Annotated in this window: 13 protein-coding genes; 11 read left to right on the top strand and 2 right to left on the bottom strand. The window is 33.9% G+C overall.

Annotation, left to right across the window (positions count from 1 at the left end):
• Window positions 1-194: 194 nt before the first annotated feature.
• Complete coding sequence (locus tag ACFX4N_RS29915) at window positions 195-1,382, top strand: cytochrome P450 family protein (protein ID WP_377263653.1); 1,188 nt, start codon at window positions 195-197, stop codon at window positions 1,380-1,382.
• Between the two features lie 177 nt (window positions 1,383-1,559).
• On the top strand, window positions 1,560-2,375 hold the full coding sequence (locus ACFX4N_RS29910; protein ID WP_377263651.1) for a MerR family transcriptional regulator: 816 nt from the start codon (window positions 1,560-1,562) through the stop codon (window positions 2,373-2,375).
• Window positions 2,376-2,872: 497 nt separating this feature from the next.
• Here ACFX4N_RS29910 and ACFX4N_RS29905 read toward each other — a convergent pair whose 3' ends face one another.
• Complete coding sequence (locus ACFX4N_RS29905; protein ID WP_377263649.1) at window positions 2,873-3,847, bottom strand: LacI family DNA-binding transcriptional regulator; 975 nt, start codon at window positions 3,845-3,847, stop codon at window positions 2,873-2,875.
• Between the two features lie 557 nt (window positions 3,848-4,404).
• Here ACFX4N_RS29905 and ACFX4N_RS29900 point away from each other — a divergent pair.
• From ACFX4N_RS29900 to ACFX4N_RS29865, 8 genes are all read left to right on the top strand, one after another.
• The gene (locus ACFX4N_RS29900; protein ID WP_377263647.1) at window positions 4,405-5,706 is read left to right on the top strand and encodes an ABC transporter substrate-binding protein; all 1,302 of its coding nucleotides are present in this window, start codon (window positions 4,405-4,407) and stop codon (window positions 5,704-5,706) included.
• 21 nt (window positions 5,707-5,727) lie between these two features.
• Window positions 5,728-6,672, top strand: a complete 945-nt coding sequence (locus tag ACFX4N_RS29895; RefSeq protein ID WP_377263645.1) for a carbohydrate ABC transporter permease — start codon at window positions 5,728-5,730, stop codon at window positions 6,670-6,672.
• Window positions 6,672-7,520 carry a carbohydrate ABC transporter permease gene (locus ACFX4N_RS29890; RefSeq protein WP_098278694.1) on the top strand — a complete coding sequence of 283 codons (849 nt, stop codon included), beginning with the start codon at window positions 6,672-6,674 and terminating at the stop codon, window positions 7,518-7,520. The genes ACFX4N_RS29895 and ACFX4N_RS29890 overlap by 1 nt, the downstream gene beginning before the upstream one ends.
• A 149-nt stretch (window positions 7,521-7,669) precedes the next feature.
• Window positions 7,670-8,911 (top strand): MFS transporter, encoded by a 1,242-nt coding sequence (locus ACFX4N_RS29885; protein WP_377263643.1) that lies wholly within the window; start codon window positions 7,670-7,672, stop codon window positions 8,909-8,911.
• 21 nt (window positions 8,912-8,932) lie between these two features.
• Entirely contained in the window at window positions 8,933-10,393 is a 1,461-nt protein-coding gene (locus ACFX4N_RS29880; RefSeq protein ID WP_377263671.1) for a glycoside hydrolase family 32 protein, read from the top strand.
• Between the two features lie 53 nt (window positions 10,394-10,446).
• Window positions 10,447-11,436, top strand: coding sequence for a carbohydrate kinase family protein (locus tag ACFX4N_RS29875; protein ID WP_377263641.1), 990 nt, complete (start codon window positions 10,447-10,449; stop codon window positions 11,434-11,436).
• 65 nt (window positions 11,437-11,501) lie between these two features.
• Window positions 11,502-12,062, top strand: a complete 561-nt coding sequence (locus ACFX4N_RS29870) for a maltose acetyltransferase domain-containing protein (RefSeq protein ID WP_377263639.1) — start codon at window positions 11,502-11,504, stop codon at window positions 12,060-12,062.
• 86 nt (window positions 12,063-12,148) lie between these two features.
• A complete protein-coding gene (locus ACFX4N_RS29865; protein WP_377263637.1) occupies window positions 12,149-12,430 on the top strand; it encodes a hypothetical protein in 282 nt (93 codons plus the stop codon).
• A gap of 627 nt (window positions 12,431-13,057) precedes the next feature.
• On the opposite strand, the gene ACFX4N_RS29860 is transcribed toward ACFX4N_RS29865, so the two are convergent.
• On the bottom strand, window positions 13,058-14,482 hold the full coding sequence (locus ACFX4N_RS29860; RefSeq protein ID WP_377263669.1) for an amino acid permease: 1,425 nt from the start codon (window positions 14,480-14,482) through the stop codon (window positions 13,058-13,060).
• A 225-nt stretch (window positions 14,483-14,707) separates the two neighbouring features.
• Here ACFX4N_RS29860 and ACFX4N_RS29855 point away from each other — a divergent pair, with 225 nt between their 5' ends.
• The gene (locus tag ACFX4N_RS29855; protein ID WP_377263635.1) at window positions 14,708-15,457 is read left to right on the top strand and encodes an IclR family transcriptional regulator; all 750 of its coding nucleotides are present in this window, start codon (window positions 14,708-14,710) and stop codon (window positions 15,455-15,457) included.
• Window positions 15,458-15,575: the final 118 nt, after the last annotated feature.

Raw genomic sequence — 15,575 nt, 5'->3', positions numbered from 1 at the left:
TTTAATCTAACCAATGCTTCTACAAAAAACAAGATTGACTCTCCTCTTAGGGTAGACATTAAACTTAGGTTATAAATTAATAGAAGGGGTGTTTGGATATGGAGTGTATTATTTCGTGAGGTTGGAAAAAATGTTTATCCGGAAATAAAGCAGCTTATTAGTACGATGGAGTTTAGAAAGGGAGGGCAATACTTATGGATATTAAATCGCTTGATTTATTTTCACAACAGTTTCACCAAAACCCTTATGATTATTACAAGAAAATTCGTCCACACCAACCTTTTACAAAAGTGAAGATGCTTAATGAAGGACACACTACATGGATGGCTTTTACGTATAAGGCAGCAGAAGCTGTATTAAAAGATAATAGATTTATAAAAGATATGCGGACCGTCTTTCCTGATGAAATGACAGATGAGAATTTACCTCCAATCGCTCAAAGTATGCTTTTTGTTGACCCGCCAGATCATCATCGTTTACGCAGTTTAGTACAAAGTGGGTTTACACCCAAAAGGATTGAGAAGTTAAGAGGGCGCATTGAAGAAATTGCAAGAGAACAAGCTAAGCTCATGAGTAACAAGGGAACAGTTGATTTTATCAATGCTTATGCGTTTCCGATTCCAATTAGAGTCATTTGTGAATTACTTGGCATTCCATCTGAAGATCAGCTTGATTTCCAGCGTTGGTCTAACGCATTGGTGGATATAAATGATGATTCTAAGTATGACAAAGTTAATATGGAATTTATGGATTATTTGGGAAAGTTGACAGAACAAAAGCGTGTTACTCCTGGAGAAGATCTAATGTCTTACTTAATTCAAGCTGAGGAAGGAGGAGAACGACTGACCGTAAGTGAATTATATGGAGTTGTTATGCTACTTATCGTGGCAGGACATGAAACGACTGTCAATCTCATTGCCAACGGTTTACTAGCGTTACTTACACATCCAGAGCAACTTGCGTTGCTAAAAGCAGACCCTTCCCTTGTGGCACAGGCTATTGAGGAATTACTACGTTTTAACGGGCCAGTTGAATTCAGTACAGACCGTTGGGCAAAAGAAAGTTTTATGTTTATGGGTCAGCAGGTTGCGAAGGGAGACCATGTTATTGTTTCACTTGCCTCCGCCAATCATGATCCAGCAGCGTTTGAGAATCCTAATACTCTTGATATTACAAAAGAGAAAAGTCCACATCTTGCTTTTGGTAAAGGTATTCACTATTGTCTAGGTGCACCACTAGCTCGACTAGAAGGAGAGATTGCTATTCAGGTTTTGCTTGAGGAATACCCAAATCTTACTCTTGCAGCTGAATTATCTGAATTAGAATGGCGACAAAGTTTTATAATTCGTGGTTTAAAACAGTTACCCATCAATCTCATTTAACGAGATAAATAGAAGCAACCCAGTTGAAGGTATTTATTAACTGGGTTGTGTTAGGTTATAACAATATAAAATGTAATGAACTTTTACCTTTATCTTTTTTTTAGAGGCATTCTTATTTAAAATCTGTCAGTATTATAGTAGCTATGATTAATTAAGAATTTTTATGCGAGGGGTAATATGAAAAAAAGATATAAATTATATTCTATTGGGGAAACTTCTAAGCTTAAGAATTTATCTATTAAGGCCTTAAGATATTATCACAAAGAAAAAATTTTAATACCTGCATACATTAATGAAAGTACTGGCTATAGGTATTACTCTTCTGAACAATTTTTCCACATTGATATTATTAAGACAGGGCGCCAATTAAATGTAAGTATTGAAGAAATGCGAAAAATTTTTTCTTCTGGAAATACTGAAGAATTATTATGTTTCATGGAACAGAAGAAAAAGGATATCATTGCACAAATAAGTCAACTAAACTCAATCAAAAACAAAATTGATATTCTCAAGAAAAAAATCGATGATTCATTCAATATAATGAATGACGATGATTTTAAAGTAACGCATTTTCAAGAACGTTACTTGGTAACTACACCTTCTACTAAAGGAATAGAGTCATCGGATTTATTAGATTATACAACCTTAGAGCGTTTAATGGAGAGCTATAAAATAAAGAGCATTTATGAAAGTGGAACTTTATATCACATTGATGAAACAGGTCATCCAATACCAACCTTTATTTTTGAATTAGTAGATAAAGAAGATTATCTTAAAAATAAAGATTTGTTTTCTGTCATTCCCGCAGGGAACTACTTAACTTTACCCTACACAAATAAAAGTCGAACTGAAAAAATACTTCAACTAAAGAATTTTATACTAGAAAACAAATTATATATAACTCATTGCTTAGAATTAGACTTATTTACTGACATTTTTGATGTAAATGCGTGTTCGTGGCAATTTCAAGTTTATATAAAGGAATACAATTAGGGTTTATTTACAAAAGTACTTGGAAATCGAATACTGTGGAAGTCCTTTTTTATTAAAATAGAGTAGGAAAGAGCTTAATAAACTAACCTAGAAAGTAAATTACTTGGAGATTTATTTATTTTTATAAATGAACTATTTAAGCTAAAGAGCAAAGCGAGTAGAAACTAATTGATTGATGTTTGCTTTATTTAAGAAGGAGATAACATATTTCAATAATGATCTAATTTTTCATCTTCTTTTCTTATAACTTGCATTTAATTTACATATTGTTTCTTAAAAGAACCAGACAAAAGAATCCATACTGAAGGCATCTAACAAGGATTCTTTTGCTGGTGTACAAAATTCTTTATACATCCCTGATTTCTCAACCTTTCTGAGACAACCAAGCTCGAAATCTTTTGGGGAAAGGAGTTATTTTAATCACTCTAAATTAAGGATAAATTGCTTCCAGGTCTTTACAAAGAAAACTTTTTCCTTTGTAAATGTTATGAATTTATTTAAGTAGTTCCATCCTCTAAAAGCTTAACAGGCAGATATGTTTCAAATTCTATGTTGTTGAATTCGCCCTCAATCTCTTTAGATAAAATGTCTATTGCTACCTTTGCAATAGAATCAATAGGTTGTTGTATGGTCGTTAATTCTGGTAGTATAGCCTTTACTGTTTCCGTTCCATCGTAACCAATCACTTTTAATTGAGTGGGTATATCTTTCCCTCTTTTTCTAGCTTCTGTTATGACAGCAGCCGCAATTAGATCATCACTTGCAAAAATACCGTCTACTTCCGGATGTTCATCAAAAAGCTTAGCTATTACCTCCTGACGGCTCTTCTGAGGAGAGACTTCATATGTAATTGGTAATTTTCCGTATCCCTTCATAACATCCTCATACGCTTTTCTTCTTAAGTTTGCTGGTGTTTCCAGATCGAGTGGCCCATTAATATGAATAATATTTTCACACTGTTTCTTTATTAACAATTCTGTAGCTTTTTTTCCTCCATCATAATTATCGGATCCTACAACAGGAATCTTTTCAGATAAATAATGATCAATTGCTACGATAGGTAAATTTTGTTTGTGATAATCGAGAACTCCTCGGTTGTATGTTACAACAATGACCCCATCTACCTGGTTTCGTATAAGCATTTCTAAGTATTTTTCCTCTTTATCCATACGGTTTAAACTGTTACAAAGCAACAATTTATAACCTAGTGAAGTACAAACACTTTCAATATGAAAGGCAAGTTCACCGAAAAAAGGGTTACTTGAATTGGGTATAATTAACCCTATTAAATTTGTTTTTTTATGAAATAAGGAACGCGCTAAATCGTTTGGGAAATAATTAATTTCCTCCATCGCTTTATAAACTTTATCCTTTGTTTTCTCACTTATGTAACCTCGATTATTTAAGACACGTGAAACTGTTGTTGATGAAACTCCTGCGACTTTTGCTACATCATGGATATTAGGTTTCATTTTATTTCCTCCTATCCTACTAAATACCACTTATTAATATTATATTAGGATTTTTTTCTCTTTATTATTTAAATAAGCTTTTATATTTTTTAGTCACATAATAATTTTTTTATTTAGGTTAGGGAAATAGCTTATTAAACATTAGATAAATACTTTATAACAATTAAAATTAATTCCTCCTTTGACAACTTTACAATTTCCTGTTTAATAAAAATTCCATATTGTGAAATAGTTTATTATGAGGAATACTTTAACTAATTAAAGTTTATTTGGTACGGACTTATTGTAGAAAATATCTCTAACATGTGCAAGAATTAGGGGTTAATTGCTATTAGCTCATATCGAACAAATATTAACTTTTATTATGAACTATATATTAATAATACATATATTCTAATATATTATAGCTCCGTTTTAAGGGTAGGAACGAAAAGTTTGATATTTCAAAAAAAGCATGTCAACCGATTGACATATGTAAACGGTTGACATAAAATACTCCTTGAAAGCGCTTTTATATATTTGTTGTGAATAAGGAGAAATAAGGGGGACTGGAACGTATGAAGAAATGGTTTTTAGTAGGTCTATCTTTATTACTAATTCTTGCTGTAGCAGGTTGTAATAAGGATAGAAGCGTAAGTAGTGACGGCAAACAAATGATTACAATGTGGGTACACGTATCAGACGATAGTGAAGAAGGTAAGGTATATAAAAAACGAATAGACGCCTTTAACAAGAAGTATGCATCTAAAAATGTTAAAGCTAAAATTGAATTTATTCCACGTAGTGGGAACGGAGGAGGGTATGAAGATAAAGTAAACGCAGCACTGACAACGGATACGTTACCAGATGTTATTACATTGGATGGCCCAAATACAGCTGCTTATGCAAAATCTGGCATCATTGCTTCACTAGATGATTATGTGAAAGATCAAGATGATTTACTACCGAGTATTAAGCAACAAGGAACATACAAAGACAAATTGTATGCGATTGGTGCGAGTGAATCATCCGTGGGAATTTACTACAATAAAAAAATGCTACAAGAGGCAGGCGTTGATTTAAGTACGTTACCGACAGTTGATAATCCTTGGACATGGGATCAATTCATGGCTCTTTGTAAAACGCTGAAAGAAAAATATAATAAACCGGCTATTGATATGCAATTACAATCAAAAGATGAAATGTTAACGTATGCACTAACGCCATTTGTATGGTCTGCAGGTGGAGAAATTCTCTCAAAAGATGGTACCAAAGCAGAAGGTGTGTTTAATAAAAAGCCTAGTGTTGAAGCCATGAGTTTTATTCAAACGATGCTAAAAGAAGGTTATACAACGCGTACTCCAGTCAAACAAGCTTTTGAAACAGAAAAGTATCCAATGAAGTTTAGTGGTGTATGGACAGTAACGGATATGGAAACAAACTTCCAAAAAGTTGACTATGGTGTGATGCCTTATCCAGTATCACCAAAAACAAAGAAACTAGTTTCACCTTCAGGAAGTTGGCAGTTTGCAATGACACAGAAATCTGAAAATAAAGAATGGTCTGCTAAACTAGTAGATTGGATGACAAATAAAGATTCGAATTTAGAATTAAGTCGTACAATTGCAGCACTCCCAGTTCGTTACTCTTCTGAAAAAGTACTTACAAAAGAATTTTCTGATCAAATGAATGTGTTTATGAAGCAATTAAAGGAATCAGGACACGCACGACCAGTAACACCAGCGTATCCACAAGTAACACGTGCTTTCCAACAAACAATTGATGATATCAGTTTCTATGATCAAAATAAAAACATCAAAAAAGTCTTAGATACACGTGCTACAGAAATGCAAGCAGCTATCGATAAGGCTAATCGATAAAAGCAGCTAGAAGGAGGCATTATGATTAAAACTGGATTGAAAGGAAATAAGACTGTTTACACATTCCCGGAAACAGAAAAAAAGACTAAAAATAAAATTAAATGGAAAGAAAATGTAGTAGCTTATACATTTTTAGGACCAGCATTATTACTTTTATTGCTGTTTCTTATTATTCCAGCTATTATGTCCGTCTACTATGCATTTACAGATTATTATCTTTTAACACCCGATATGCGCAAATTTGTAGGATTGGACAACTTTATCAATTTATTTAAGGATCCTATTTTCTTAAAAAGCCTGGCGAATACACTGAAATTTGTCGTTTGGGTAATTCCTTTACAGATAGGGGCAGCTCTTGGGCTGGCCCTCCTGTTAAACAAACAACGTAAAGCCAACACATTTTTTAAGGTAGCTTACTTTAGTCCTGTGGTAATGTCGCTCGTTGTTATTTCAGTTCTTTGGCTTTATTTGTTAAATCCAAATGAAGGAATTATCAACAATGTACTCACTTATTTTGGTGTTTCAGCTCAACCGTTCTTAACAAGCCCTAAACAGGCTATGTTTACAATTGTTTTCGTTTCAGCTTGGCAAGGAGCTGGCTTTCAGATGCTAATTTTTCTAGCAGGTTTGCAGAACATCCCTGGAGATGTCTATGAAGCTGCACAGCTAGATGGAATGAATAAATGGCAACGGTTTATTTACATTACATTACCTTTATTAAAGCCTACTTCCATCTTTATCTTTATTACGACATTAATTGGTGCATTTAAACTATTGGTTCAACCAATGGTTATGACGCAAGGGGGGCCGGTAAACTCCACCATGACAGTTGTATATTACATTTATCAAACTGGCTTTACGGATCGAATGGTTGGATATGCTAGTTCCATTGCTCTTCTATTTGGAACAATTATTGGATTGGTTACACTAGCCCAACGGAAATTAGTGAAGGAGGAAGATGACTAATGAGACGGAAATTCGGGCCCTTAACAATTTTAGAATACATTTGTTTAGTTCTGCTCGCGGTATTATTTATATTTCCATTGTTTTGGATGATCGCATCATCGATGAAACCTGAAGCAGAAGTTTATAATAATATGAACAGTATCAAGGCTTTCCTACCTTCTATTCATCCGTCGGATTGGTTTATATCCTATAAGCAAGTTCTGTCACGCTTTCATTTACTTGGTTATATAGTAAACAGCTTGTTTTATGGTTTATGTGTAGCAGCAGGTTCTGTCATTATCAATGGGATGGCAGGTTATGCGTTCGCTAAATTGAATTTTAATGGAAAAAGAGTACTGTTTGGTCTTTTATTAGCTCTTTTAATCGTACCACTGGAAACAATCTTAATCTCACAATTTACTATAGTTCACAAACTGGGATTAGTAGATACTCGTCTTGCAGTAATTCTGCCTGCCTTAGCAGGGGCATTCAATATCTATCTATTCCGGAACTTTTTTATGGCTATTCCAGCAGAGATTATTGAATCAGCCAAATTGGATGGGGCAAATACGTGGCAAATATTCTTAAGAATTATGCTCCCGATGTCTAAACCGGCTGTTGCTACAGTTGGAACTTTAGCCTTTATCGGAAGTTGGAATGATTATATTTGGCCTTTAATGGTTTTAACGGACAAGTCAAAATTTCCGATTCAAGTAGCAATTACAGCTATTAATAGTACGGAGCCAGTTTACACGAATCAAGTTATGGCTGTTTTAACAATATCCACCATACCATTAATTCTTATCTATATAGTGGCTCAGCGTTATATTTTAGAAGGGATTGGTGGTTCAGGAACAGGTATTAAATAAGAAAAAAATTAGGTTATTGTTACGAAAACAATACCTATGTATGGGTAATTTTTTTAAAAAGCGTCAACCGGTTGACATAAAATAAATCTGAAAGTGCTTTCAGTTTTTGTTTCAAAGATTCTATATATCTAGTTAAAGGAGCAACAAACATGAAAAGTTCAAAAGTTCTCTATTGGAAATTAAGTGCTTATTTTTTCTTTTTCTTTTTTACTTGGTCTTCTAGCGCCTCTTTATTTCCTATTTGGTTAAAACAAGAATTGAATTTGAGTGGATCAGCCACAGGTTTGATTTTTTCTGTAAACGCTATCTTCGCATTGTGTATACAGCCTGTATATGGTTATATCTCCGACAAAATAGGTCTAAAGAAAAATATATTATCTTTTATTAGTTTACTACTTGTATTTGTAGGACCATTTTATATTTATATATATGGACCACTATTAAAATATAATGTGATTTTAGGTGCAGCTGTAGGAGCTATTTATTTAGGAATTGGTATTTCTGCAGGTATTGGCGCCATTGAAACCTATGTTGAAAAAGTTAGCCGCAAATATAATTTCGAATACGGAAAGTCTAGAATGTGGGGTTCGTTAGGTTGGGCGTCAGCAACTTTTTTTGCAGGTCAGCTATTTAATATTAATCCCAATATCAACTTTTGGGTGGCATCTGTTTCAGCAATTATCTTAGTTGCAATTATTTTATCAGTGAAAATAGAAGTCACAAACTTTGAATTGGAAAAAGCTGAATCCGTTAAATTAAAGGATGTTGGACAACTTTTTCTTTTAAAGAAGTTTTGGTTTTTGATGATGTATGTGATTGGAGTAACGTGTGTATATAGTGTGTACGATCAGCAATTTCCAATTTACTACACATCTTTATTCGCTACTGAAGCCACAGGGAATCAGGTATTTGGATATTTAAGTTCTTTTCAAGTATTTTTAGAGGCCGGAATGATGTTTATTGCACCTTTTATTGTAAATAAAATTGGAGCCAAAAACGGACTATTATTAGCCGGTCTTCTAATGGCACTTCGTATTATTGGTTCAGGGCTAGTAGTGGAGCCAATTGGGATTTCCTCAATGAAATTAATACATGCATTAGAATTACCCATTATGTTGATTGCTATTTTTAAATATTTTGCAGCTAACTTCGATACACGACTATCTTCCGTTTTATATTTAGTTGGATTTCAGGCTGCCTCTCAAATAGGTGCATCTTTGTTATCACCTTTTGCAGGTAAATTATACGACATGATAGGGTTCCGTCATACCTACCTTATTCTAGGAATAATGGTCCTTTGTTTTACTATTATTTCAATGTTTACTTTATTAAGTTCTAATAAAAGTAAACATTTAGAAGGAAATATAAAGGACATAAAACAAGTTATATAAGGAGATGTTAGAATGTTCACAATAAACAAACTTCAACAAGCGCAAGAAGCATTGGATACCGCAAAAGAAGGAGTAAATAACCGTTATCGGTTAGGCTATCATATTATGGCACCTGCCAACTGGGTTAATGATCCAAATGGTTTAGTACAGTATAAAGGAGAATATCATGTCTTTTATCAACACCATCCATACGATGAAAACTGGGGTCCAATGCACTGGGGCCATGTTAAGAGTAAGGATCTTGTGCATTGGGAACACTTGCCTATCGCTTTAGCTCCTGGTGATGCTTGTGATACTGACGGGTGTTTCTCGGGAAGCGCTGTAGATAATGATGGTGAATTAACGTTAATCTATACAGGTCATCACTATATAGACAAAGAAAAAGATCTATTTTATCAAAATCAAAATCTTGCTGTTAGTACCGATGGTTTAACATTTCATAAGATTGCAGAAAATCCCGTAATTCCTGAACCACCTACGGATAGTAGTCATCATTTCCGTGATCCTAAAGTATGGAAACACAAAGATAGTTGGTATATGGTAGTAGGAAATTCGACCAAGGAGAATGTAGGCAGAGTAATTTTATACCGTTCTCCAGATTTACGTAAGTGGTCATACATTGGTGTATTGGCACAAGGAAACGAAGAACTAGGATTCATGTGGGAATGTCCAGATTTCTTTGAATTAGATGGAAAATACGTTCTCATGCTTTCTCCACAAGGTATTAAAAAAGATGGGGATTTATACAACAACCTATTCCAAACGGGATATTTAATTGGAGATTACAATTACGAAACAAACGAGTTTATACACGGGTCATTTAATGAGTTAGACAATGGACATGATTTTTATGCAGTTCAAACGTTATTAGATGAAAAAGGGCGTCGAATTGCTATTGGTTGGATGGATATGTGGGAGTCAGATATGCCAACAAAAGAAGATGGATGGTGTGGGGCACTTACATTGCCACGTGAAGTTACTTTAGGAGAGAATGATAAAATTCTAATGAATCCTGTGGAAGAATTAAACTTATTACGTGAGGCTGAACATAATACACTTACTAATGTAATTTCTAATAGTTATTTAATAGAAACAAACGAGGATTTACTTGAAATAAAAGCTGTGTTTGACTTAACTAATTGTAACGCTCAGTCGGTTGGAATAAGAATTCGTGGAATTAACCGGGAAGAGACTGTATTAACTTATCACTTGGACGAACAAACACTAAAACTCGATTGTTCTAAGTCTGGTAAAGTTGAAGATGGTGTAAGAAATACCATTCTTAGGGCAAATCAAGAGCTTTCCTTACGCATATTCCTTGATCGATCCTCTATTGAAGTATTTGCAAATGAAGGACAAGCAACTATGACAAGTCGTATTTATCCAACTGAAGATAGATTAGGCATTGAAGTATTTGCAGATGTTGAAGATGTAAAGATTAAGGAATTAACATATTGGAAGTTAAAAGATATCTGGAAATAAACTATGAATGAACAAGTGTACAAGCACTTGTTCATTATTTTGGGGTGGAAATGTTGAAAAGAGTTTTTTGTATTGGTGAAACATTAATTGATTTTATTCCTGTTCAAAAAGAAAAGTCTTTAAAAGAAGTTACTAGCTTTGAACGTGTGGCTGGGGGAGCTCCTATGAACGTTGCAATTGCGATTGCAAAATACGGGGGAAATTCTGTTATGCTAACGAAAATAGCTAATGATAGCTTTGGTGATTATTTAGTAGATGTGCTTGAAGGAAATGGGGTAGATACCTCATATATTATTCGATGCGATGAAGGAGAGACCGGTTTGGCATTCGTATCTGTAGATAAATTGGGAGATAGAGACTTCAGTTTTTATAGAAAGAATTCAGCTGACTTATTACTTTTACCAAACGAGGTGAAAGTAGAGTGGTTTGATAAGGAAGACCTTCTTCATTTTTGTTCTGTAGATTTAGTCGAAAGTCCAATGAAACAAACTCATATCAAAGTAATAGATAGTTTTCAAAAAATAGGGGGGATTGTCAGTTTTGATCCCAATGTTCGTCTTCCCTTATGGCCTGACAAAGAAAGCTGTCGTCGAACAATTCTAGACTTTTTACCTTTAGCAGATATTGTGAAAGTATCCGATGAAGAATTATTTTTTATAACCAACATTAAGAAAGAAAGAGAAGCCATTAACTCTCTTTTTGTCGGAAGTGTAAAAGTAGTAGTTTATACAAAAGGAAAAGATGGAGCAATTATTTATTTGAAAAATGGAGAGCAATTTGAAGATAAAGGATTTAAAGTGACTGTTTCAGATACAACCGGAGCAGGTGATGCATTTATAGGTGGTTTTTTATCTGAATTGCTTTCAATTGATGTATCGAGCGAAAATCTATGTCAAAAAGTGAGTGAACACCATCAACAATTACTTACCTTTGCTAATGCAAGTGGGGCACTTACAGCTTCAGTAAAAGGAGCGATCCACGCAGCACCTGGAAAACAACATATAATGAATTTTATTGCTACTCAAAGAGGCGGATTAGCTTAAGAAAATATGTATTTATAATTAGGAGTTAGTTTGGAATTCAAGGGTGAAAAGAAAGGATTTAAATAATGAGGACTGAAAAAGAAAAGATGTTAGCTGGGGAAATGTATAATCCTGCAGATGCTCAATTAGTAAAGGATCGAGAATATGCAAGGCGACAGGTTAGAATATATAATGAAACTTCGGAAACTGAAGGTGAAAAGCGTACTCAATTATTAAGAGAATTATTTGGTTCAACTGGAGAAAACGTATATATGGAACCAAACATCAGAGTTGATTATGGCTACAACATATTTGTAGGAGAGAATTTTTCTGCGAATTTTGATTGTGTCATACTAGATGTTTGTGAAGTGAGATTTGGAGATAATTGTATGCTTGCACCTGGTGTACATGTCTACACAGCAACTCATCCACTTGACCCCACTGAACGTAATTCAGGAAAGGAATATGCAAAACCAATTATTTTTGGAGATAATGTATGGATTGGTGGAAGTGCAGTGATAAATCCAGGAGTGACGATAGGAGACAATGTGGTTATTGCATCTGGCTCAGTAGTAACTAAGGATATACCTAACAATGTAGTAGTGGGAGGGAATCCAGCGAAAATCATTAAAAAAATTGGAAACTAAGGTTACAAGAAAATTTTGCTGACTCTTAGTAACAGTACTTTAAATGAAATTTGAGTTTCTAACTTATTAGTTAATTGGTGATTAAATTGGATATATGGATGGGGAAAATTAGAGATTATAATCATTTGGGTCATTATTTAGGGACCTACCAAGCAATTATAGAGAAACAGGATAAGATGCTTTATAAGATGACATTATCGTTTAATCCAGCATATACGCTAAAAAAGCGAGATAAAAATAATCATTTAAAAGATAAAATATTGTATAGTTCAAGTGTAGAGGTACTTAAAAGAAAATTTAGAAATAAAATCCCTCTTTTAAAGAAGCAAACGAAAGTAGTATGGATAAAAAGAGGGTTAAATATTTAAGCTCTTCAAGTGAAAGGTCATGATGGGAAAAAATCTTGCTTGTAAAGCTAGTTTTATTGGTCCCGGTGTAACCTAACCCATGATTATGCATTTTAAGTATATACAGAGTAAAATAACTTAGAAGGACATATCTTATGATATGTCCTTTTAGTATGGTTAATTTTCATCTTTTTTTCACTAATAAATGATAGATTAATTGTTAATCATGCTGTAAAGCATTTTTTTATAGATATTCCCCTTTTCAAGCTTACCTAAAAAGGTGAGCTTTTTTCTTATAACCTGCATTTTATTTACGTAATGTGATTTATAGGTAATCATAATTTGATTCAAATATTCTATTTTGAATTTTTGTAGAAAAAACATGCCTCTAGAAACTTAGAGGGCCAGATTCTCTTAGGTTGCTAGCTTATAAAGTTAATTCAAACAGTTTATAGGTGAATTCTTTGTGAAGGTAATAGATAAAGGAGTTAAATTAATAAAATATCAATAGCATAAATAATCTCTAAGTAGGGTTGTATGTCGTATACAACCCTACTTTATATAAAACTGATTATACGAATTAAACAAAAAATAAAGCGTTTTCATTTCTATAGCACATGTATTGATTAAGAGTTCAATATGAGTTGATCAACTTGTTTTACTGATCTCGTTTTCACTCTGACTGTTAGTATTGATTTTTCTTTTTATTTTTACATAATAAAGAATATAACCAGCAAGAATTAATGGTACGCCACAGTAGATTCCTAATCGCTGTTCGGGAATGAAAAACAGGCTTATGATGATGATGCCATATATAACAAATCCAGCAATTGGAACAAACGGATAGAGGGGTGTTCTAAACTTTAAATCTTCTAATTTTCCACCGTTATTAAGGTACTGCTTACGGAAAAAAAACTGAGAAGCACAAATTGACATCCATACAATAATTGTTATAAACCCGGAAATTGAAATTAACCAAAGATAAACAGTTTCAGCTGCAAAAACACTTGTTAAAAGTGAAAGGGCAGAAACAGATATCGTCATAATTAATGCATATAAGGGAATTCCACGTGATGATAATTTTTTTAGAAAAGCTGGTGCCATTTCATTTCTCGACAAAGACCAAAGCATTCTAGTTCCGGCATATAGCCCTGAGTTGGCTACCGAAAGGAGAGCCGTAAGAATAACAAAATTCATAATGTCAGCTGCATAAGGAATTCCTATGTTATCTAGCACTACAACGAATGGGCTCTTTCCTAATCCTGCCTGCTCCCAAGGGATTAAGGCTGAAAGAACAAATATGGCTAAAACAAAGAACACCATCGTTCTCCAAATAATATTTCTAATGGAACCTGGTAAAGTTTTTGCTGGATCTTCACTTTCTCCAGAAGCAATTCCAACCAACTCTGTGCCTTGGAATGAATAATTCACTGTGACTAGAGTGAAGAGTACTGCACCAAGACCATTGGGAAATAGTCCCCCGTTATTTGTAAAGTTAGATAAAAGTGGAGCAGATTCTCCTCCTTTTAGGTCAATTAATCCAAACATAGCTGCGCCTCCAAGAATGATAAAAGCAACAATAGCCGATACCTTTATACTTGAAAACCAAAATTCTGTTTCTGCATAACTTCTTGCAGATAGTGCATTAATGACAAAGATGGTAACCCCAAAAGTTAAACACCAAACCCAGACAGGAACCCCAGGAAGCCAACGTTGCATGGTCATACCTGCAGTTGTAAATTCAAGGCCTACACTGTTGGCCCAACTAAACCAATACAACCACCCAATCGTAAAGCCAGTAGCAGGATTAATAAACTTCGTAGCATAATCCTGAAATGAGCCTGAACTAGGCATTGCTACAGCAAGTTCCCCAAGACATAACATAACAAAGTACATTAACAATCCGCCTATCATAAATGCAAGTACAGATCCACCTGGTCCAGCTTGGCCGATAATAAATCCAGAACCATTAAATAGTCCAGTTCCTATTACACCACCAAGTGCAATCATAAACAGATGTCTACTTTTCATAGTTCGCCTTAACTCAGTATTCTTATCATCAAAATTTGTCATCGTGCTCCTCACTTTCACACATAATGTTTTCCGCATAGTGGAAATAGTTCCACAATACGGAATTACATATAATTTTCAGATAATTAACTAGAAAAGTCAATATTCTCTTTTGAATTATTTTATTTATTTTTTTATTCTAAAAATTTTGTTGATTCAGACGAGAATATTTGTTAAATTCATATTTAATCAATCATTTAAAAACTAAAATTAAAGTTGAGGTAAGTTATGGTACAATCCATTGATCGAGCTGTAGATATAATTCAAATACTGGATTCTTGTGATAAAAAAGATTATTGGTCCATCTCCGAGATCACAGATCGAACCTCTCTCCCTATTAGTACAGTTCATCGATTGCTTAATTCTTTAATGAAAAATGGTCTTGTCTCGCAAATTCCAGAAACAAAACACTACACATTAGGTCCAATTTGGATGGAAATAGGATTGAGACAATTAGAAAGGGTAGACTTTAGAATCGTTGCAAAAGAAAGCATGGAACGATTAGCATATGAAGTTGAAGAGAGCGTTTACTTAAGTGTCTTAAATGGCACGTATTCTACCATTATCGAAAGAATTGATAGTCCATTGAAAGTCCGAGTTATTGATAATTTAGGCGAACGAATTCCTCTTCATATAGGAGCTCCTAATAAAATTATGTTAGCTCAGATGAAGTCAGATGAAAGCCGGCAACTTATTAACGGATATCCTTTTTTAACACCAGAGCAAAAGCAAACTTTTTCAGAACAACTAGTAACCGTTAGAAATCAAGGATATGCGGTGAGTTATGGAGAGAAAACAGAGGGAACTGCATCCATTGCTGCACCTATTATAGGCTTTAATAATAAGGTAGTAGGGGCATTAAGTGTAGGTGTAACTAGCAATAGTATTAATCAAGACAGATTAGATACTCTTATTGATAGTGTGAAAGATGCAGCTAGCGAAATATCTACTAAGATTGGCAGAACGTCGACCGTTTAAAATCGACAATCTGCTTTAATTTTTATTCATATAATGGAAAGTGTTTTCATAATACGGAAAAACAAGGGGGATATTTATGGGAAAGTGGCAAACTAAAGAACAATTAACTAAATTATTA

Source organism: Priestia sp. YIM B13551 (assembly GCF_042787905.1).
In the GTDB taxonomy this organism is placed as follows: Bacteria; Bacillota; Bacilli; order Bacillales; family Bacillaceae_H; genus Priestia.
The sequence above is the reverse complement of the archived record's forward strand: the minus strand, read 5'-3'. Positions and strand labels throughout refer to the sequence as shown.

What these genes read in the sequence shown, in the direction of transcription:
- ACFX4N_RS29915 (WP_377263653.1), top strand. Translation starts at nt 195, where the DNA reads ATGGATATTAAATCGCTTGATTTATTTTCACAACAGTTTCACCAAAAC.
- ACFX4N_RS29910 (WP_377263651.1), top strand. Translation starts at nt 1,560, where the DNA reads ATGAAAAAAAGATATAAATTATATTCTATTGGGGAAACTTCTAAGCTT.
- ACFX4N_RS29905 (WP_377263649.1), bottom strand. Translation starts at nt 3,847, where the DNA reads ATGAAACCTAATATCCATGATGTAGCAAAAGTCGCAGGAGTTTCATCA.
- ACFX4N_RS29900 (WP_377263647.1), top strand. Translation starts at nt 4,405, where the DNA reads ATGAAGAAATGGTTTTTAGTAGGTCTATCTTTATTACTAATTCTTGCT.
- ACFX4N_RS29895 (WP_377263645.1), top strand. Translation starts at nt 5,728, where the DNA reads ATGATTAAAACTGGATTGAAAGGAAATAAGACTGTTTACACATTCCCG.
- ACFX4N_RS29890 (WP_098278694.1), top strand. Translation starts at nt 6,672, where the DNA reads ATGAGACGGAAATTCGGGCCCTTAACAATTTTAGAATACATTTGTTTA.
- ACFX4N_RS29885 (WP_377263643.1), top strand. Translation starts at nt 7,670, where the DNA reads ATGAAAAGTTCAAAAGTTCTCTATTGGAAATTAAGTGCTTATTTTTTC.
- ACFX4N_RS29870 (WP_377263639.1), top strand. Translation starts at nt 11,502, where the DNA reads ATGAGGACTGAAAAAGAAAAGATGTTAGCTGGGGAAATGTATAATCCT.
- ACFX4N_RS29860 (WP_377263669.1), bottom strand. Translation starts at nt 14,482, where the DNA reads ATGACAAATTTTGATGATAAGAATACTGAGTTAAGGCGAACTATGAAA.
- ACFX4N_RS29855 (WP_377263635.1), top strand. Translation starts at nt 14,708, where the DNA reads ATGGTACAATCCATTGATCGAGCTGTAGATATAATTCAAATACTGGAT.